This is a genomic window from Actinomadura sp. NEAU-AAG7, from assembly GCF_018603865.1.
Taxonomy (GTDB): domain Bacteria; phylum Actinomycetota; class Actinomycetes; order Streptosporangiales; family Streptosporangiaceae; genus Spirillospora; species Spirillospora litoris.
The window spans coordinates 137,847-156,304 of sequence record NZ_JAHFZY010000002.1; the positions used below are offsets into that span (position 1 = coordinate 137,847).

The 18,458-nt window shown below is 72.0% G+C and carries 21 protein-coding genes; 14 read left to right on the forward strand and 7 right to left on the reverse strand.

The window, feature by feature from the left end; translation table 11 throughout:
* Nucleotides 1-6: 6 nt before the first annotated feature.
* Nucleotides 7-315 carry a hypothetical protein gene (locus KLI87_RS10040; RefSeq protein ID WP_156221875.1) on the reverse strand — a complete coding sequence of 103 codons (309 nt, stop codon included), beginning with the start codon at nucleotides 313-315 and terminating at the stop codon, nucleotides 7-9.
* Nucleotides 316-371: 56 nt separating this feature from the next.
* The gene (locus KLI87_RS10045) at nucleotides 372-764 is read right to left on the reverse strand and encodes an ATP-binding protein (protein WP_214616757.1); all 393 of its coding nucleotides are present in this window, start codon (nucleotides 762-764) and stop codon (nucleotides 372-374) included.
* A 160-nt stretch (nucleotides 765-924) separates the two neighbouring features.
* Between KLI87_RS10045 and KLI87_RS10050 the strand changes: the two genes are divergently transcribed.
* The 3 genes from KLI87_RS10050 to KLI87_RS10060 all read left to right on the forward strand — a co-directional run bounded on the left by KLI87_RS10050 (nucleotide 925) and on the right by KLI87_RS10060 (nucleotide 2,188).
* Nucleotides 925-1,740 (forward strand): helix-turn-helix transcriptional regulator, encoded by an 816-nt coding sequence (locus tag KLI87_RS10050; protein ID WP_214616758.1) that lies wholly within the window; start codon nucleotides 925-927, stop codon nucleotides 1,738-1,740.
* Nucleotides 1,731-1,913 (forward strand): DUF397 domain-containing protein, encoded by a 183-nt coding sequence (locus KLI87_RS10055; protein ID WP_214616759.1) that lies wholly within the window; start codon nucleotides 1,731-1,733, stop codon nucleotides 1,911-1,913. The genes KLI87_RS10050 and KLI87_RS10055 overlap by 10 nt, the downstream gene beginning before the upstream one ends.
* Nucleotides 1,914-1,993: 80 nt before the next feature.
* Entirely contained in the window at nucleotides 1,994-2,188 is a 195-nt protein-coding gene (locus KLI87_RS10060) for a DUF397 domain-containing protein (RefSeq protein WP_214616760.1), read from the forward strand.
* Between the two features lie 4 nt (nucleotides 2,189-2,192).
* Here the strand turns inward: KLI87_RS10060 and KLI87_RS10065 are convergent, their stop codons facing one another.
* The 3 genes from KLI87_RS10065 to KLI87_RS10075 are packed head-to-tail and all read right to left on the reverse strand — an operon-like array spanning nucleotide 2,193 to nucleotide 4,037.
* Nucleotides 2,193-2,450, reverse strand: coding sequence for a hypothetical protein (locus KLI87_RS10065; RefSeq protein WP_156218867.1), 258 nt, complete (start codon nucleotides 2,448-2,450; stop codon nucleotides 2,193-2,195).
* A gap of 10 nt (nucleotides 2,451-2,460) precedes the next feature.
* Nucleotides 2,461-3,561, reverse strand: a complete 1,101-nt coding sequence (locus KLI87_RS10070) for a hypothetical protein (protein WP_214616761.1) — start codon at nucleotides 3,559-3,561, stop codon at nucleotides 2,461-2,463.
* Nucleotides 3,562-3,599: 38 nt separating this feature from the next.
* Complete coding sequence (locus KLI87_RS10075; RefSeq protein WP_214616762.1) at nucleotides 3,600-4,037, reverse strand: YbaB/EbfC family nucleoid-associated protein; 438 nt, start codon at nucleotides 4,035-4,037, stop codon at nucleotides 3,600-3,602.
* Between the two features lie 453 nt (nucleotides 4,038-4,490).
* Here KLI87_RS10075 and KLI87_RS10080 point away from each other — a divergent pair, with 453 nt between their 5' ends.
* The 8 genes from KLI87_RS10080 to KLI87_RS10115 all read left to right on the forward strand — a co-directional run bounded on the left by KLI87_RS10080 (nucleotide 4,491) and on the right by KLI87_RS10115 (nucleotide 13,740).
* A complete protein-coding gene (locus KLI87_RS10080; RefSeq protein WP_156218870.1) occupies nucleotides 4,491-5,159 on the forward strand; it encodes a DoxX family membrane protein in 669 nt (222 codons plus the stop codon).
* Between the two features lie 107 nt (nucleotides 5,160-5,266).
* The gene (locus KLI87_RS10085) at nucleotides 5,267-5,851 is read left to right on the forward strand and encodes a sigma-70 family RNA polymerase sigma factor (protein WP_214616763.1); all 585 of its coding nucleotides are present in this window, start codon (nucleotides 5,267-5,269) and stop codon (nucleotides 5,849-5,851) included.
* Nucleotides 5,848-6,552: a zf-HC2 domain-containing protein gene (locus tag KLI87_RS10090; protein ID WP_156218872.1), complete on the forward strand. Its 705-nt coding sequence runs from the start codon at nucleotides 5,848-5,850 to the stop codon at nucleotides 6,550-6,552. The genes KLI87_RS10085 and KLI87_RS10090 overlap by 4 nt, the downstream gene beginning before the upstream one ends.
* A gap of 166 nt (nucleotides 6,553-6,718) precedes the next feature.
* Nucleotides 6,719-8,062, forward strand: a complete 1,344-nt coding sequence (locus tag KLI87_RS10095) for a CHRD domain-containing protein (RefSeq protein WP_214616764.1) — start codon at nucleotides 6,719-6,721, stop codon at nucleotides 8,060-8,062.
* Nucleotides 8,063-8,137: 75 nt separating this feature from the next.
* Entirely contained in the window at nucleotides 8,138-9,409 is a 1,272-nt protein-coding gene (gene aroA / locus KLI87_RS10100) for a 3-phosphoshikimate 1-carboxyvinyltransferase (protein ID WP_214616765.1), read from the forward strand.
* A gap of 71 nt (nucleotides 9,410-9,480) precedes the next feature.
* Complete coding sequence (rsgA, locus tag KLI87_RS10105) at nucleotides 9,481-10,467, forward strand: ribosome small subunit-dependent GTPase A (protein ID WP_308165931.1); 987 nt, start codon at nucleotides 9,481-9,483, stop codon at nucleotides 10,465-10,467.
* A gap of 220 nt (nucleotides 10,468-10,687) precedes the next feature.
* Nucleotides 10,688-12,238, forward strand: a complete 1,551-nt coding sequence (locus tag KLI87_RS10110; protein WP_214616766.1) for a serine/threonine-protein kinase — start codon at nucleotides 10,688-10,690, stop codon at nucleotides 12,236-12,238.
* Nucleotides 12,238-13,740: an FAD-binding oxidoreductase gene (locus tag KLI87_RS10115; protein WP_214616767.1), complete on the forward strand. Its 1,503-nt coding sequence runs from the start codon at nucleotides 12,238-12,240 to the stop codon at nucleotides 13,738-13,740. Before KLI87_RS10110 ends, KLI87_RS10115 begins: the two co-directional genes overlap by 1 nt.
* Before the next feature lie 6 nt (nucleotides 13,741-13,746).
* Here KLI87_RS10115 and KLI87_RS10120 read toward each other — a convergent pair whose 3' ends face one another.
* Nucleotides 13,747-14,598: a hypothetical protein gene (locus KLI87_RS10120; protein ID WP_156218877.1), complete on the reverse strand. Its 852-nt coding sequence runs from the start codon at nucleotides 14,596-14,598 to the stop codon at nucleotides 13,747-13,749.
* Nucleotides 14,599-14,724: 126 nt separating this feature from the next.
* On the opposite strand from KLI87_RS10120, the gene hisN reads away from it, so the two are divergent.
* From hisN to lhgO, 3 genes are all read left to right on the forward strand, one after another.
* On the forward strand, nucleotides 14,725-15,528 hold the full coding sequence (hisN, locus tag KLI87_RS10125) for a histidinol-phosphatase (protein ID WP_214616768.1): 804 nt from the start codon (nucleotides 14,725-14,727) through the stop codon (nucleotides 15,526-15,528).
* 124 nt (nucleotides 15,529-15,652) lie between these two features.
* On the forward strand, nucleotides 15,653-15,844 hold the full coding sequence (locus KLI87_RS10130; RefSeq protein ID WP_156218879.1) for a hypothetical protein: 192 nt from the start codon (nucleotides 15,653-15,655) through the stop codon (nucleotides 15,842-15,844).
* A 32-nt stretch (nucleotides 15,845-15,876) separates the two neighbouring features.
* Nucleotides 15,877-17,085, forward strand: coding sequence for an L-2-hydroxyglutarate oxidase (lhgO, locus tag KLI87_RS10135; protein ID WP_308165932.1), 1,209 nt, complete (start codon nucleotides 15,877-15,879; stop codon nucleotides 17,083-17,085).
* A 1-nt stretch (nucleotide 17,086) separates the two neighbouring features.
* Here lhgO and KLI87_RS10140 read toward each other — a convergent pair whose 3' ends face one another.
* Nucleotides 17,087-18,442: a cytochrome P450 gene (locus tag KLI87_RS10140; RefSeq protein ID WP_214616769.1), complete on the reverse strand. Its 1,356-nt coding sequence runs from the start codon at nucleotides 18,440-18,442 to the stop codon at nucleotides 17,087-17,089.
* Nucleotides 18,443-18,458 lie beyond the last annotated feature (16 nt).

An 18,458-nucleotide genomic window follows, 5' to 3' on the forward strand; every position in this document is an offset into this window, starting at 1 on the left:
CGCAGATTAGGCCCTCTGCTCGGCACACCGCCCGCGAAGGAACCGGTCGATCCCCTTCGCCGCGTCCTTGATGTCGCCCTCGCAGGGGAACAGGAACCCGCTCCACCCGTACGCCGCCTCGTGGAATCCCCACCGCCCGCCGGGAACGGCCATCACGTTCACCATCGTGACCGCCCCGTGCTCGCCGTAGACGCGCAACAACGGCTGCCGCACCAGGATCACCTCCGGCCGATACGTCGGCACGCACCGCCATCCGTACACCTCAAGTTCCGGCGCCAACGCGTCCAGGTACCCGATCACAAGTTCTCGGTGCATTTCCGTCCGCCACTTCAGATAGCGAACACGGAGCCTGCGCCGCACCTCATAACCGGTCAGCGAAGCTTGACCCATACGATCTTTCCTCCCTCGTTCAGCGGACGCACTCCCCACGTCCACGCCATCTCGACCACCAGCGCCAAGCCACGCCCCGAGGTAGCGGTGAGATTCTCAGAAACAACCTCCGGACGCCCCTCACCGCCGTCCCACACCTCGATGACCAGGCGCCCATCCCGCTCGTCCCGCAGAACGCGCACCACGATCGGCCCCTCACCATGCAGATAGGAATTGGTAACCAACTCACACACCACAAGCCGCCCCACGTAGTCATCGGCGACCCCCCACTCCGCGAACACATCCGCCACAAACCCCCGCGCAACACCCGCCGCCCTATCGGCGGATTCAAGGACGAGCGTGGGAATTTCGGGCGCCTTGACCGGAGCGGACATAAGGGATCACCTCGGAGAAATTCGCGTTCTTCCTGTGCCCGAGCCTGACGCACGAAAGAGCGGCGGCGTCACGAAGCGGAGATGGGTGCCTGACAATTAACCTCGACCAAATTCGCCGACTTGGTGGCCGGTTGGCTCAGGCTTGGGCGACCATGCCCCCATGGCACCACGACGGTCGAAAGCGAAGATCAGCCCGAGCCTGGTCGCGTTCGGGCGCAGGTTCCGCAGATATCGCGACGCGAAAGGATGGAGTCAGGAGAACGTCGCCCGCAGAGCCCATGACGGCGGAGGCGTCACCCCGCAGTACATCGGCCAGATCGAGACCGGCCGCACGCGCTGCACCCGTGAGTTCGCAGAGGAGATGGACCGCGAGCTTGAGGCCGGCGGCGAACTCATCGAACTGTGGGAGGACTTCGTCAAGGGCGCCACGTTCCCGACCTGGTACGAGTGGCTGCCGGTCGAGGAGACGGCGGCCGAGCTCACGTGCTACAGCCTCTCGCTGGTGCACGGCCTGCTCCAGACCCCCGCCTACGCCGAGGTCCTGCTCTACGGCGACAAGGAGAAGACGGACGAGCGCATGGCGCGCCAGGGCATCCTGACCCGGCAGAACCCCGCACCCCCGGGCTGCACGTTCCTGATCGACGAGGGAGTGCTCCTGCGCGAGGTCGGCAACCCGGAGATCGTGCAGGAACAGTTCCGCCACCTCATCGAAGCGCCACGCGCGCTCGGGGTGGCCGTGCACGTCGTGCGAATGCGCGGCGACCATCTCGGCAACGCGAGTTCGTTTACGATCGCCACCATGGAGGACATGGCGGAGGTGGCATACATCGAAAGCCCGGCGCGCGGGTACACACTGGAGGAGTACAACGAGATCACCGCTCTCCACCGCGCGCTCCGAGAGGTTCGGGCGCTGGCCCTCCCGGTAGACCAATCGCTCGACTTCATCCGAAAGGTGCAGGCAGAACGATGGAGCTGAACACGGCCACCTGGCGCAAGAGCACCCACAGCGCTGGCACCGGAGGCGAGTGCGTCGAGATGGCGTCCGTCCCCGGCCTCGTCGCCATCCGCGACTCCAAGGACCCCCACGGACCGAAGCTGGTCATCCCCCGCGACACCTTCGCCTCCCTGGTCACCGTCCTCAAGCGATAGCCCTCCAACAACACGAGCCCCGACCCTGACAGGGCCGGGGCTCACGCTTGATACGCGGCGGCCTCGGGCATCTACCGGACATGCAATCCATCACAAGCACGGAACGACCCGCCTGGCGCAAGAGCACCCACAGCGGCGGCACCGGAGGCGAGTGCGTCGAGATGGCATCCGCCCCCGGTCTCGTCGCCATCCGCGACTCCAAGGATCCGGACGGGCCGACGTTGGTCGTCAGTCGTGACGACTTCGCCTCACTGGTGTCCAGCCTGAAGCAGTAGCCCATCAGGTCCGCCAGGGGGACTTTCGCCAACGCCACCAGGCCCGGCCGACCGCAAACGCGCTCACCGGCAGGAGAACCGGCACCACGAGCACTGTCATCATGCGGTTGATAAAACCGAACTTCGTGGAAGTGTCAAAGAAAACGCTGAGCACGACCATTGCGAGGCACAGCGCGAACACCAGTACAAAAGTGATCGATTCTCGTCGGAGTTCTTTTCGCAACACCTCTGGTTCTTTATATACCTTGCGATAGTGCCCCACGTCGCACCACCTACCCTTGAGGGAGTTCGCTCGGTTCGTCCCAGGTAATCTGCTTCGTGTCGACGAAAACGCCGCCCTGCGGGCTGACTTTGAGACTGGCCCAGTCAAGCGAGCCCGAGATCATCAGGGCAGACCCTCCGGCCGCGACAGAAGCCAGGATGGCGAGCGTCCGAGCCACCGTAGCCCCTGTTCCGACTCCCAGAATAATGCCTTGAATCATGGTGAGTACTTTGAAGATGGGCCCTACGAACGGAAGGAACGAGGCGACATAGTAGGCGATGATCATGGCGAGGTTCGCGATCGCGAATCCGAAGGCGACGAGCTGCATGGTCAGCACCGCCTTGGTGAGCGTGTCGAGCGTCTCCTTATTCTTCGCCGCAGCGTCCTGGAGCTTCTTCGCGGCGGATTCGAACTTCGTCACCCATGCGTCGAATGCATCTTTCGAGCTTCCGCTCCAGCTCTTCTCTTCCTTGAAGGTGTCTTTGGTGTCCTCGCCGATACTGACCTTCTCCAGATGTCCGTGGGCAGCGTCCCACGCGTTGACCGACTTGATGAGCGCTTCGTCATCAGCCTCGGTCAGCAGCCAGATCACAATGGCGAGGATGGCCGTGGGCGCCATCGCCCTCGCGGAGGTCAGCGCGGTGAGCGTAGCGTAATGCCTGGGCTTCAGGGCCGGCAGCACAGGGAGGCTCCGGCTGAGAGGGACCGCCGCACCGATGCCGCCGACCGCCATCGCCTTGGCCTGAAGGCCGGAAAGCCCGGAGAGGGAGCCGGAAGGAGTCTGATAGGAGAGCGCGGAGCTGGGAAACTTCGTGACCGAGCTCTTGTCGTCCGCACCGGCGAAGTTCTTGGCGACTGCGAGAAGGCCGTCGGAAGCGGCCTGTACGATGCTCGCCGCCTGCTTGGTATTGCTCGACACCGCGCTGCGCGAAGATTCGTAGGGGCCCGAGACCACGGCACCGAATGCCAGACCGAAGGCGTGGAACGGAAGCGGACAGTCCTGGTCGATATACTTCAACGCGGCATCCACGTTGGGCTTTGATCCGGCAAGAATCCTTCCACCTCCTTCCAGAATCTTGTCGCGATCCCCTTTGAACTGCCCTTCGCCCATTTACTCGTTCACCTTCCTGATCGACTCTAGGGGACCACCTAGAAGCGGTAGTTCGACTTCAGGTATTTGAGAGCGTCCTGGAGCGGGTCTCCGGACTGGCTGAGGTCGGGGACGGCGGATTGCATATCCGCGGAGACGCCCGGGAGGTTGCCGGTCATCATCTGGGCCAGATCCTCCCCGGCCAGAAGCGGCTCGGTCAGCTCATTGATCTTTTCCACGGCGTTCGCGGTCGCCGACCGCGTGGCATCGAGAATGGCTTCCGTCAGGGCCTCGGCCCCCAGCCGCATGGCCTTCGGCTCAATGGCCAGTGACATCAGGTTGCCGGTCGGCCCCACGGTGGCCCTGACCTGTTCATCAGCCGCCGCCCCCTCCCCGGTGAGCTCCGCGAGCTGAGACTGGACATCCGTCGCATGCTGCAACTGCTCCTGCATGACCTTCATGTAGCGGTCGATTTCGGGGTTGCCCGTAGGTTCCATCGGAGCTCCAGAACATGACATCGCCGGAGGGTTCCAGCTCCGGTGGCGGCGGCAATTTCAGAGAAGGAGTACTCTCACAGGCCGTTCCGAGTCGGAATCCCGACCTGCGCCGGCCCGCCTATCGAATAGTGAGCCGGATTGGGAATCAAGTTAGCATATTGGTTTGGGTCAAGTGGGCGTCAACCGATCTGAGGAGCGACGCATGTACCGTCCCACCTGGGGCGACGGACCGGAGGACGATATCTGAGGTCGATTTCGGTCTTTAGGAAGACCGATAGAGGGCCGCAGGTCGGAGGATATAAACCATGGCACACCGCGCCATTCTTGGATTTTGGCCGTTATGTCGGAATGATCCATGGCGCGGGACGCCCACGGGGGCTGCCGGGGCGGTGGTCTTGGACGGGGTGGGGGTTGGTTTGCTTGAGGTGCGGTGCGGTGGGCATGTAGCGGAGCATGCGACCCATCACGACGTTGGCCCGTCCGTTCGTGGCGGCGCCCTTCATCATGTCCGGGCTGGACGCGCTGCGGGATCCGCGGGAGCGGGCCGAGCGGGTGGGCCCGGCGGTGAAGCCGCTCGCCGACCGGATCGAGTGGCTCCCGAAGGACCCCGAGGCGCTCGTCCGGCTGGAGGGGGCGGTGAGCCTCGGGACCGGCGCGCTGCTCGTGACCGGCAGGTTCCGGCGGCTGACGACGCTGCTGCTCGCCGCGCAGCTGCTGCCCGCGCTGGCGACCGAGCACCGGTACTGGACCGAGGACGACCCGGAGCGCCGCGCGAACGAGCGGTCCCACCTGCTGAAGAACGCGGGGCTGTTCGGGGCGCTGCTGATGGTGGCGGGCGAGCCGCGCCGGGCGCCCCGGCTCGCCGAGCTGCGGCGGCACGCGAGGGAGACCCAGATCAAGAGCAGCGCGGAGGCGAAGGCGCTGCGGCGGGAGGCCGCCGCGACGCTGAAGGACGCGCGGCGGGAGGCGGCGCGGCAGGTGCGGCAGGCCCGCGTGGAGGGGGCGCGCAAGGCGTCGAGGTCGGGCACCAAGGTGGCGAAGGGCGCGAAGGCGGCGCGGGCGGGCGCCACGGGGAGGGCCGCCAAGGCCGCCGCCAAGGGCAAGGCACTGGCGGGGCGCTGACTTCCCGAAGAAAACCTTAAAAGAACCTCAAATCCGTTGAACCGCGCGTCGGTGTGGTCCCGTACTGCCCCCTGACCACACCATCGACGCGACGGAGACGCCCGGCCATGGCAGCACCCGGATCGACCGGACGCCGGATTGGCGGCCTGCGGAGCCTGATCCGCGGGCCCGTGACACCGGTGGACGACCACGACGCGGTCGTCGGCGCCTTGTACCGCGAGTACCAGCGGCCGCTGCTCACGTTCGTCTTACGGCTGACCGGCGACCGCCAGTGGGCCGAGGACGTCGTCCAGGAGACGATGATCCGCGCGTGGCGGAGCGCCGACCAGCTGGACGAGCGGGTGTCCCTGATGCCCTGGCTCGCCACGGTCGCGCGGCGCATCGTCATCGACAACCGGCGGCACCGGGAGGCCCGGCCGGTCGAGGTCGGCGACGGCCCGCTGGAGAACCTCCCCACGACGAGCGGGACGGACGGCATGGACGGTCTCCTGCGCAAGGTCGTCATCGCGGAGGCGCTCGCCTCGCTCTCGGACGCGCACCGCGAGGCGCTGACGGAGACGGTCCTGCGCGACCGGACGGTGAACCAGGCCGCCGAGGCGCTCGGAATCCCGGTGGGGACGGTCAAGTCCCGGGTGTACTACGCGCTGCGCGCCTTGCGCGTCGCAATGGAGGAAAGGGGCGTGACGGCATGAGCTCTCAGGTCGAGCACACCGATGTCGGCGCCTATGCGCTGGGCCTTCTGGAGGAGGCCGATCGCCGGGCCTTCGAGGAGCATCTCGGGGAATGCGAGGCGTGCGCGGCGGAACTCGGGCAGATGACGGGAATGGCCGACGCGCTGACCGGGATCGGTCCTTTCGTCGAGGCGGCCGAGGAGGGGCCGCCGGCGCCGGTCGTCGATCTGCGCCGGCGGCGGGCGGAGCGCCGGTTCCGGCGGGGGACCTACCTCATCGGCGTCGCGGCGGCGGGCGTGCTGCTGGCGACCGGGGTGACCATCGGGTCGGCGCTCGGGGGCGAGAGCCCGGGGGGCGATCAGCATTCCGCCCATTCTCCGGCGAGGGCCCTGGTCATCTGGGGTGAGCGCCATCAGGCGGCGAACCCGGGGACGGGCGCGTCGGGTGTCGTCGGGCTGGAGAGCAAGGGGTGGGGCACGCACGTCGGGCTGGAGTTGAAGGGCGTGAAGGGGCCGCTGAACTGCCACCTGGAGGCGGTGTCGCGCACCGGTGCGCGGAGCGTGGTCACCGGCTGGCGCGTTCCCGTCAAGGGGTACGGGGTGCCCGGTGCGCCCGATCCGCTGATCACCCACGGCGGCACCGGCATCGTGCGGGGCGATCTCAGCCGGTTCGAGGTGGTGGTGGACGGCGGTGGCCCGACTCTTCTCACCATTCCCGTATGACCTTTCAAGCGACCCGTTTCCCGGCATGGCGCCCGCCATGCCGGGTCCTTTTTTGCTGCGCTCCAGGAAATGCGCGAAAAATGTTCTGGATCGGCTGAACCGTGCAGGGGCCCGCCGTCGTGCGACTGGGTGAAAGCACGATAAGAGCCGAGAATCGGAGCAGGACATGACCATTCGCAGAATCGCGATCCCGGCGGTCTCCGCCACCGCTCTCGTCGCCGCGGGGGCGACCGTGGCCGCCGCGGCGATGACCGGGGGCGCCCACGCGAAGGCGCCCGCGAAGCAGACGATCTTCCTGGCCGCGAGCCTGAACGGCGCCAACGAGGTGCCGGTCAACGGCGGGCCCGCCGCGGGCGACCGGGACGGGCGGGCCGTGGCGGTGCTGCGCGTCCAGGGCGACCGGCTCTGGTACGCGCTGCGCTGGCAGGACGTCGCGGCGCCGACCGCCGGGCACCTCCACCTGGGCGCCGCCGGGACGAACGGCGCCGTCAAGGTGCCGCTCTTCGCCGGGACGCTGCCCGGAACGGCGAGGGCCGTGACGGGCACCGTCCGGATCACCGACAGGGCCACGCTGGACCGGCTCCGCGACGACCCGGGCGGCCTCTACGCCAACCTGCACACCGGTGAGTTCCCCGGAGGAGCCGTCCGGGGGCAGTTGCACAGGCTGAGCCGCCCCGTGGACCTGAACGGGGTGCTGAACGGGTCGGCGTCCCCGGAGCTGCGGTCGCTCGCGGACGGCGCGCAGGAGGTCCCGGCGGCGGACGGCAAGGCGACCGGCGACCCCGACGGCCAGGCGACCGGGTTCGCCCGCACCCGCGACGGGCTGCTGGCGTGGGGGTTCACGTGGTCGTCGATCGCGCCGCCGACGCTCGGTCACATCCACGAGGGCGCGCGGGGAAGCAACGGCGCGGTGGTCGCGGACCTGTTCGCGGCGCCGTCCGGGCTCCCCGCGCCGGTCACCGGCCTCGCCGGGGTGTCGCATGTCGAGCCCGGCGTCGCGGAGCGGATCGCGCGGCGGCCCGGCGGCTTCTACACCAACCTGCACACCGGCGAGTTCCCCGGAGGCGCGGTGCGCGGGCAGCTCGCCCCGGCCTCGGACCGTCCGGCCCGCGCGTTCGTCCGGCGGGTCGTCGCGGGCGCGCAGGTCTACCGCTGCACACCGCAGCCGTCCGGCGGCTACGCGTTCACCCAGGAGAACGTGGACGCGGTGCTGGAGGGCGGCATCCGGCACACGTTCGCGCGGCCGGGACCGGCCGGGCCGCCGCGCTGGGCCGCGGGCGACGGCAGCGCCGTGACCGGCACGGCCGTGGCGAAGACGCCGAACGGCGCGGGCAACATCCCCGAACTCGTCCTGGACGCGACCCCGACCGGCGACGGGCTGCTGTCGGGCACCACGCAGATCCTCCGGCTGAACACCGCCGGCGGGGTCGCGCCGTCCGGGGCGTGCGACCCGTCCGCCACGCCTCTGGCCAAGGTTCCTTACAGGGCCGACTACGTGTTCCTGGGGTAGGCGTCACCGGGCCGGCGCGCCACGGGGTCACGCGCCGGCCCCGGCGTCCGGGGCGGGCCCGATAACCTTGTGAGCATGTCCTCACCGCACTGGCCGGCCCCGGTCGCGCACGGCCCCGTCGACGCCACGGTGCCGCTGCCCGGATCCAAGTCGATGACCAACCGGGCACTGATCCTGGCCGCGCTGGCCGAGGCGCCCGCGACCATCACGCGCCCGCTGCGCAGCCGCGACACCGAGCTGATGGCGGGCGCGTTGCGCGCGCTCGGCACCGGCGTCGGCGGGGACTCCGGAGACTGGCAGGTCGCCCCGGGCGAGCTGCGGGGCCCGGCGCGGGTGGACGTGGGGCTCGCCGGGACCGTCATGCGGTTCCTGCCGCCGGTCGCGGCCCTCGCGTCCGGCGAGATCGCGATCGACGGCGACCCGCGCGCCCGCGAACGGCCGATGGGCCCGATCGTCACCGCGCTGCGGGCGCTGGGCGCCGAGGTCGAGGACGCCGGACGCGGCGCGCTTCCCTTCACGGTGCGCGGGACGGGCGCGGTGCCGGGCGGGGTGGTGACGGTCGACGCGTCCGGGTCGTCCCAGTTCGTCTCGGGACTGCTGCTGGCCGCGCCGCGCTTCGAGAAGGGCGTGGAGGTCCGGCACGAGGGGGCGCCGGTGCCCTCCGCGCCGCACCTGGCGATGACGGTCCGGATGCTGCGGGACGCGGGCGCCACGGTCGAGACCGGCGAGAACGTGTGGCATGTCGCGCCCGGCGCCGTCCGGGCGCGGGAGTGGCCGATCGAACCGGACCTGTCGAACGCGGCGCAGTTCCTCGGCGCGGCGCTGGTGACCGGCGGCCGGGTGACCGTGCCGGGCTGGCCGCCCGAGACGACGCAGCCGGGCGACGCGCTGCGCGGGCTGCTCGGCGCGATGGGCGCCGAGGTGGCGCTCGGCCCGGACGGGCTGACCCTGCGCGGCCCCGGCGGGTTCGCCGGGCTGGAGGCCGACCTGCACGAGGTCGGCGAGCTGACCCCGGTGCTGGCGGCGCTGGCCGCGCTGGCGGACTCCCCGTCCCGGCTGACCGGCATCGCGCACCTGCGCGGCCACGAGACCGACCGGCTCGCGGCGCTGGTCACCGAGATCAACGGGCTCGGCGGGGACGTGCGGGAGCTGCCGGACGGCCTGGAGATCCGCCCGCGCCCGCTGCACGGCGGCGTGTTCCACACCTACGACGACCACCGCATGGTCATGGCCGCGGCCGTGCTGGGCCTCGCCGTGGACGGCGTCGAGGTGGAGAACCCGGCCACGGTGGGCAAGACTCTTCCGGGTTTCACCGATCTCTGGACGTCGATGCTGGCGAGCGGCTGACGCTCCACGACACAGACGGGACTGGACCACTGGCACGACGAACGCGCGACTACGACGAGGACGACGTCCGGGTGCGGCCCGGCCGCCGGGGGACCCGGCCGCGGACCCGGCGGCGCCCCGCGCACGAGGACGCCTCCACCGGGTTCGTCACCGCCGTGGACCGGGGCCGCTACCGCTGCCTGGTCGGCGCCGGGACGTCCGGCGAGCGCGCCGTCACCGCCATGCGGGCCCGGGAGCTCGGCCGCAAGGGCGTCGTCGTCGGGGACCGGGTCGCGCTGGTCGGGGACGTCTCGGGCGACGCCGACACGCTCGCGCGGATCGTCCGGGTCGAGCCGCGGACCTCCTCGCTGCGCCGCACCGCCGACGACACCGACCCGTTCGAGCGGATCATCGTCGCGAACGCCGACCGGCTGGTCATCGTGACCGCGCTCGCCGACCCCGAGCCGCGCCCCCGCATGATCGACCGGCAGCTCGTCGCCGCCTACGACGCGGGGATGGAGCCGCTGCTCTGCCTCACCAAGGCCGACCTCGCCGACCCCGCCGCGCTGGTCGCCGAGTACGCGCCGATCGGCGTCCCGTGGGTGGTGACGCGGCGCGGCGACGACCCGGCCGAGCTGCGCGAGCGCCTCGCCGGACGCACGAGCGTACTGGTCGGCCACTCCGGCGTCGGGAAGTCGACGCTGGTGAACGCGCTGGTCCCGGACGCCGAGCGCGCGGTCAGCCACGTCAACGCGGTCACCGGGCGGGGGCGGCACACCTCCTCGTCGGCGATCGCGCTGGAGCTGCCCGGCGGGGACGGCTGGATCATCGACACCCCGGGCGTGCGGAGCTTCGGCCTCGCGCACGTCGAGCCGGAGCACGTGGTCAACGCGTTCGACGACCTCGCCGAGGGCGCCGCCGAGCGCTGCCCGCCGCACTGCGACCACCGGCAGGACGACTGCGGCCTGGACGGCTGGGTCGAGGACGGCCACGCCAGCCGCGCCCGCCTGGACTCCCTGCGGCGCCTGCTCGCCAGCCGCGACCCCGAGCAGCCCGGCACCCGCGCCGAGGGCGGCTAGCCGGCGCGTCAAGGCCCCGGCCCACCGCCCTCGCCTGGCGGCTTGTGCGGTGGAGGTGCCCAGGCGGGCGCGGCATTGTTTCGCGATCTTCCCGCCGCGGCCCGCCCCGCCGGTCGGCCACGCGCCCGCGTGACCGGTGAGGCCACTTCGACACACGCTTTGAGCCGCCGAACCGCCGGTACGCCCCGATCGCAGGCGGGACGTCGGTATCGTCCCTTGCATGGCCCAGGTGATCGCGACGCGTTACGAGCTGGTGGAGGTGCTCGGCCGCGGCGGGATGGGCGCGGTGTGGCGGGCCCATGACCGCACGCTCGACCGCGAGGTGGCGATCAAGGAGGTGGCGCTGCCGTCCGGGCTGGACGAGGCGCAGGTCGAGCGGTCCCATGCGCGCACGCTCCGCGAGGCGAGGTCGGCGGCGCGGCTCGACCATCCCGGGATCGTCACGGTCTACGACGTCGTGGAGGAGGACGGGCGGCCCTGGATCGTCATGCAGCTCGTCCGGGCGGAGGCGCTGGACGCCGTCATCGCGCGGGAGGGCCCGCTGCCTCCCCGGCGGGTCGCGGCGATCGGCCTGGACCTGCTGGACGCGTTGCGCGCCGCGCACGCCGCCGGGGTCGTGCACCGCGACGTCAAGCCGGGGAACGTGCTGCTGCCGCGCGGCCGGGCCGTCCTCACCGACTTCGGCATCGCGACGCTCGCGGGCGACGAGACGCTCACCCAGGCCGGGGCGATCGTCGGCTCCCCCGCCTATCTCGCGCCCGAGCAGGCCCGCCACCAGAAGGCGACCCCGGCGTCGGACCTGTGGTCGCTGGGCGGCACGCTCTACGCCGCCGTCGAGGGGCGCCCTCCCTACCGGCGCCCGGACATGTGGGGCCTGATGGCGGCGCTGCTGTCGGACGACCCCGACCCGCTGGAGCGTGCCGGGCCGCTCACGCCCGTCCTGCACGGCCTGCTCCACCGGAACCCGGACGAGCGGCTGCGGCCGGACGAGGCCGAGCGGCTGCTCCGCCAGGTCATCGACGCGCCCCCGGCTCCCCTCCCTTATGCGCCGCACGTTCCGCGTGATGTGACGCTCCCTCGGCCCGTCCCGCAGCCGACCCCACCGCCCGGTCCGGGCCCGCGGGGGGCGCCGCCGCCGAGGCCCGCGCGCTGGGCGCTGATCATCCCGGCCGGGGTGTTCTCGGTGGCGCTGCTCGCCGCCGTCGTCGCGATCGTGGTCTTCGTCAACGGCGGGGGTGAGAGCGGGGACGGTCCGGGCGGGAGCCGCGCGTCCGGCGGTCCGCGAACCGGCTCGGCGGCGAGCGGAAACGGCGTGCCCACCGGATACGAGCGGTTCCGCGGCTCGGAGTTCGTCGTCGCCAAGCCCAAGGGCTGGACGACCGACGGGTCCGGCGACGACGTCACCTTCAAGGACCCCTCACCCTCGGTGATCCGCGGCATCGCGATCCAGCGCCCGTCACTGGGCCTCGGCCAGAACAGCGACCCCGGGGACGCGCTGGCGACGACGGCGACCCAGTTCAAGAACGACTCCAGCAGCTACCCCGAGTACAGGCAGGAGAGCTTCACCCGGCACATCCCCTACCTGGGCGACCGGGCCGCCGAACTCCAGTTCGCCTTCACCAGGAACGGGAAGCCGGCACGCGCCCGGGTGCGGCTGTTCCGCCTCGACGGCGCGCTCTACCTGGCGCTGCTGGTGACCGAGCAGAAGAACTGGGACGCGAGCCTGCCCTATTTCGAGACGTTCCTGAGCACGCTGCGAAAGGCGTCCTGATGCGGAGGCGGACGGTCCTCAAGGCGGCGGTCCTGGCCCCCCTCGCCGCGTCGGGATGCGCGGACGGAGACAAGCCCGAGCCGAGAAGAAGGCCCACGCGGGCGGCCCGCCCCGCCGCCACGGCGACCCCCGCCGACTGGAACGCGCTGCCCAAGGACCTGGAGGGACGGCTCGTCCGCCCCTCCGACGACGACTACGACGAGGCGCGCCGCCTCTACATCCCCCGCTACGACTCCCGGCGGCCCCAGGGGATCGCCTACTGCGAGACGCCCGCCGACGTGAGCACCTGCCTGGCGTTCGCCGCCGCGCGGAGGGTCCCGGTCGCGCTGCGGTGCGGCGGCCACAGCTACGCGGGCTGGTCCACGGGCCCGGGGCTGGTCGTCGACGTCTCGCCGATGAACGCGGTGACGGTCGGCGGCGGGCGCGCGACCGTCGGCGCGGGCACCCGGCTGATCGACCTCTACGACCGGCTCGCCGCGCGGGGCGCGGGCGTCCCGGCGGGGAGCTGCCCGACGGTGGGGGTGGCGGGGCTGACGCTGGGCGGCGGCATCGGGTCGATGTCGCGCGCGTACGGGCTGACCTGCGACGTGCTGGAGTCGGTCGGCATCGTCACCGCGGACGGCCGCGTCCGGACCTGCGACGCGCACCGCGACCCCGACCTGTTCTGGGCGTGCCGGGGCGGGGGCGGCGGGAACTTCGGCGCGGCGGTCTCGTTCACGTTCCGCACGCACGAGGTGCACGAGGTCACGCCGTTCTTCCTGAGCTGGCCGTGGTCGCGCGCCGCCGAGGTGGTCCGGGGCTGGCAGGGGTGGACGCGGACCGCGCCCGACGAGGTCTGGACCTCGCTCCAGCTCCAGAGCGAGCCGGACGGGCCGGCCCCGACCGTCGAGATCGCGGGGCTCGCGCTGGCGGACGCCGAACGCCACATCGGACGGCTGACCGCCGCGATCGGCGCCGACCCCGTCTCCTCCACCGCGCGGACCCGCCCCTACATGGACGCGGTGCGGCTCTTGGGCGGCTGCTCCGGGCAGAGCATCGAGCAGTGCCACGGCCAGGGCACGCTCCCGGGGCTGCGCCCCGGCGGCGCCTTCCCCCGGACGGACTACGGCGGCAGGTCGCACGTGGCGTACCGGCCGCTACCGGACACGGCGGTCGCCGTCCTGCTGCGGCGGATGGAACTGGGCAACGGCGTCGCCGACCGGTCGGTGCTGATGGACGCGCTGGGCGGGGCGGCCGGGCGGGTCCGTCCGGGCGACACCGCGTTCCCGCACCGGGCCGCGCTGTTCTGCGTGCAGTACCTCGCGCCCGACCCCGCCTGGCTGGACGGGACGCACGGCGCGATGGAGCCCCACCTCGGCGGCACCGCCTACGTGAACTACATCGACAGCGGCCTGAAGGGCTGGGCGCGCGCCTACTACGGGCCCAACCTCGAACGGCTCGCCAAGGTGAAGGCGGCCTACGACCCGGACCGGCTGTTCGGTTTCCCGCAGGCGGTCGGCTGAGGCGGGCTAGTCCGAGGACGGCTCGCCGAACAGGGTCCGCGCCCTGGCCTCGGCCTCGTTCAGCGCCTTCACGTGCTCGGGCGCCAGCTCCTCGACGCAGCGGGTCATCTCCTCGGTGACCTGGCTGAACGCGCTCTCCTCCGCGCCGCGCAGCGCGGCCCGGACGCTGGCCGAGCGGGCGCCGAGCGCGGCCCACTCCAGCTCCAGCCGGGCGACGGCCTCGTCGAAGGCCCGCGCGGTCTCGGCGCCCGCGCCCTTCAGCTCGTCCGGAATCGGCCCCCGGCCCGCCTTGCGCGCGTGGCTGGACAGCGTCGAGATGCGGCTGGCCAGCGACAGCCCCTCGCGGGCCAGCGGCAGCACCTCGTGGATCAGGTCGGTCACCGCCTTGGCCAGCTCCTCGACCCGGGTCAGCAGCGTCTGCGTGGCCTCCTCCAGCGCCCCGGAGGTGCGCGCCGCGACCCGCTCGGCCACGTCCCGCTGCTGCTTGGACAGCACCGGCACGATGTCGTGGTCGAGGCGCCGCCGCAGCTCGCGCTCGCGTTCGGCGCGGTCGCCGGGGCCCGCGCGCTCGGTCCAGTCGGCCCAGACCCGCTCCATGCGCTCCTCCCCGGAGGCGGCGATCTCCGCCGTGATCTCCTCCAGGGCCTCCCCGGCGCGGGCCTTCAGCCGCTCCACCCGCCCGTACAGGGCCTCCCGTTTGAACGGGTCGTTCAGCTCGTTGAGCTGCGCCTGCAACCGGCGGGACACGTCGATGGCGTGCTCGGCGAGGGGGACGAGGCGGTCGGCGAGCTCGTCGAGCGTCTGGGCCCGGCGTGGGTCGGTCAGCTCGGCCACCCACCCGGGAAGGTCGTGCGCCATGGCCCCATGCTCCCATCCCGGCGCCCGCCGGACCGGTCGCGGCGCGCCCACCGGGACGACCGAAAAGCCGGAACCGCATGGGTACGTGTGTCGGCGCGCGGCGCGCTCAGGGTAGCGTTGCACGCCGTGGCGGGCTATTCCGATGACCTGCGTCTCGCGCATGTGCTGGCGGACGGGGCCGACGACATCACGACCAAGCGCTTCCGGGCGCTCGATCTGGAGATCGAGACCAAGCCCGACCTGACGCCGGTCAGCGACGCCGACCGCAGCGTCGAGGAGCAGATCCGCGGCACGCTGAAGCGCGCCCGCCCCCGGGACGCGGTGGTCGGCGAGGAGTTCGGCAGCACCGGCTACGGCAACCGCTGCTGGATCGTCGACCCGATCGACGCCACGAAGAACTTCGTCCGCGGCGTCCCGGTGTGGGCGACGCTGATCGCGCTGCGCGAGAACGACGAGATCGTCGTCGGGGTCGTGTCGGCGCCCGCGCTGAACCGGCGCTGGTGGGCGGCCCGGGGCGGCGGCGCCTGGACGGGCCGCAGCCTCACCCGCGCCACCCGCATGAACGTCTCGGCGGTGACCGAGCTGTCGGACGCGTCGCTGTCGTTCTCCAGCCTGAGCGGCTGGGAGGACCAGGGCCGCCTCGACCGGTTCCTCGACCTGACCCGCGAGGTGTGGCGGACGCGCGCGTTCGGCGACTTCTGGTCGCACATGATGGTCGCCGAGGGCTCGGCCGACATCTCCGCCGAACCCGAGGTGTCGCTGTGGGACCTCGCGGCGCTCCAGGTCATCGTGGAGGAGGCGGGCGGCATGTTCACCGACCTGTCCGGCGTCCCGGGGTGCGACGGCGGCAGCGTCGTGTGCACCAACGGCAAGCTCCACGCGGACGTCCTGCGCACCCTGGGCGGCGGCCAGCTCTCCCTCCGTATCTGAGAACCCCCTGCTCCCAGCGCTGTCATCCGCTTGCATACGAGATATATCGTGGATTGACGGCCGGACGCGGAACGACCGCGGAGCGGTGGCCGTTTCCTCGTTGAGAGCCCTCGGAGGTGCAGGGATGGGAAAGAAAGTCGTCTACGTCATCGGCGGAGTGGTGGTCTCGCTCATCGCCCTCAAGATCCTCGGCCCGCTGATCGCGCTGCTGATCGTGCTGGGCGTGGTCGCGCTGCCGGTCGTCGCGTACATGATGCTCGACCCGTCCCAGCGCAGGCGGGTGCGCGCCCAGGGCCGCAAGCGGCTCGGGAGCTGACCTCCGCGCACCGCCCCGCATAGGGTGCGGGTGTGGCGGAGACAGGAGCGGCGGCGGGGACGCGGACGGTCGGCGTGGTGGGCGCGGGGATCCTCGGGCTCGCCGTCGCGCGCCGGATCATCGAGACGCGCCCGGACGTGAAGGTGACGGTCCTGGAGAAGGAGGACCGGGTCGCCGCGCACCAGACCGGCCACAACAGCGGCGTCGCGCACGCGGGCCTGTACTACGCGCCGGGGTCGCTCAAGGCGACGCTGTGCCGGCGCGGGGCCCTGCTCCTCCGCGACTACTGCGCCGACCGCGACCTGCCCTACGAGGAGTGCGGCAAGGTCGTCGTCGCCCGCGACACCCGCGAGCTGGCCGCGCTGGAGGAGATCGAGCGCCGCGCGACGGCCAACGGCGTCCCGGGCCTGCGCAGGCTCAGCGGCGCCGGGCTGCGCGATGTCGAGCCGCACGCGGCGGGCGTCGCCGCGCTGCACTCCCCCACCACGGCGATCGTCGACTTCACCGCCGTCGCCCGCGCGTTCGCCGACGACGTGCGCAAGGGCGGCGGCGAGATCAGGCTCGGCTTCGAGGTCGTCCGGCTCCGCCCCGCGGGCGAGCGGGTCAGGGTCCTCTCCCGCGCCGGCGACCTGGTCGTCGACCGGCTGGTGGTCTGCGCCGGGCTCCAGTCCGACCGGGTGGCGCGGCTGGCGGGCGACTCCCCCGCGCCCGCGATCATCCCGTTCCGCGGCGAGTACCTCCGGCTCGTCCCGTCCAGGACGGACCTGGTCCGCGGCCTCATCTACCCGGTGCCCGACCCCCGCTACCCGTTCCTCGGCGTGCACTTCACACGCCGCGTGGACGGCGGCGTGGACGTGGGCCCGAACGCCGTCCTGGCGCTGGCCCGGGAGGGGTACCGGCGCCGCGACGTCCGCCCGGCGGACGTGTGGGAGACGCTCCGCTGGCCGGGTTTCCGCCGCCTGGCCCGCGCGCACTGGCGCACCGGCGTCCGGGAGATGTACGGGTCGGCGGTGCGGCGCGCGTTCGTGGCGGAGGCGCGGGCGTTCGTCCCTGAGCTGGCGGTGGAGGACGTGGTCCCCGCTCCCGCCGGGGTCCGCGCGCAGGCCGTGGACGCCGACGGCTCCCTGGTCGACGACTTCCGCATCGGCCGCCGCGGCCCGGTCACGACGATCCGCAACGCCCCGTCCCCGGCGGCGACGTCCTCGCTGGCGATCGCCGAGCACATCGTCGAGCGGCTTTGAGTCAGCGGTCTTCCAGCCGGTGCAGCCGGACGGGCAGGCCGTCCCTCGGCGAGGGCAGCGACGAGGTGTCCAGCGGCCATTCGTAGCGGCCTGGCACGCTCCAGCGGTAGCGCAGCAGAACCTGGTGCAGGATCGTCTTGACCTGCATGCCCGCGAAGTACAGGCCGATGCACTTGTGCGCGCCGCCGCCGAACGGCGACCAGGCGTACTTGTGGATCCGGTCCTCCCGCCGGTCGGGCGCGAACCGCTCGGGGTCGAACCGCTCGGGGTCGGGCCACCAGTCGGCCATGTGGTGGTTGGTCAGCATCGGCACGACCACGGTCGTGCCCGCCGGGATGTGGAAGCCGAGGATCGAGGTGTCCTTGACGACCCTGCGCGGCAGCGCCGGGACGGGCGCCACCATCCGCAGCGACTCCCGCATGACCATGTCGATGCCGGTCAGCGCGTCCAGATCCCCGTGACCGGGACGGGACGTGCCGAGGGCGAACGACTCCTCGCGCAGGCGCTCCTGCCACTCCGGGAACTTCGCCAGGTGGTAGGCCATCGTCGACAGCGTGATCGTGGTGGTGTCGTGCGCCGCCATCAGCACGAAGATCATGTGGTTCACGACGTCGTCGTCGGTGAACCGGTGGCCGTCGTCGGTCTCGGCGGCGCACAGCGCGGCGAACAGGTCGTCGCCGCCGTCGCGGCGCTTGGCGGGCAGGTGGCGGCGGAAGAAATCCTCCAGCACACGGCGGGCCTGGAGGCCCCGGTGCCAGCGCAGCCCCGGGACGGGGAAGCGCACGTAGGCCGTCCCGGCCCGGACGGCGGCGATGAACGCGCCGTTGACCCGCGCGCGCTCGGCCGGGTCCAGTTCGACGCCCATGAAGGTGTCCACCGCGAGGTCGAGGGTGAGGCGCTTGACGTGGTCGTAGACCTTGAACGCGGGGTCGGGCTCCCAGGCGTCCACGCCCCGGGCGATGCCGGGGGCCATCACGTCCATATAGCTGCGGAGCCGCTCCGGGGTGAACGCCTGCTGCATGATCCGGCGGTGGTGCAGGTGCTCCTCGAAGTCCAGCAGCATCATGCCGCGCGCGAAGAACGGGCCGATGAAGTAGCTCCAGGCGGGGCCGTTCGCGAACGCCTTGTCCCGGTTGACCAGCACGACCTCGGCGGCCTCCGGGCCCTGCACCGTGACCGTCCGCTGGCCGAGCAGCCACCCCCACGCGACGGGCCCGAACTCCTCGTACCGGCGGCGCGCGTGGTGGAAGGGGCGGCGCATCACCTGGAACGTGTTGCCGATGTAGGGGATGCCCGGCACGCCGGGGACCGCCTTCAGGCCGCTGCCCTCCGGCGGCGGCGCGAGCACGCTCGTCATGGACCCTCCGGGGGGC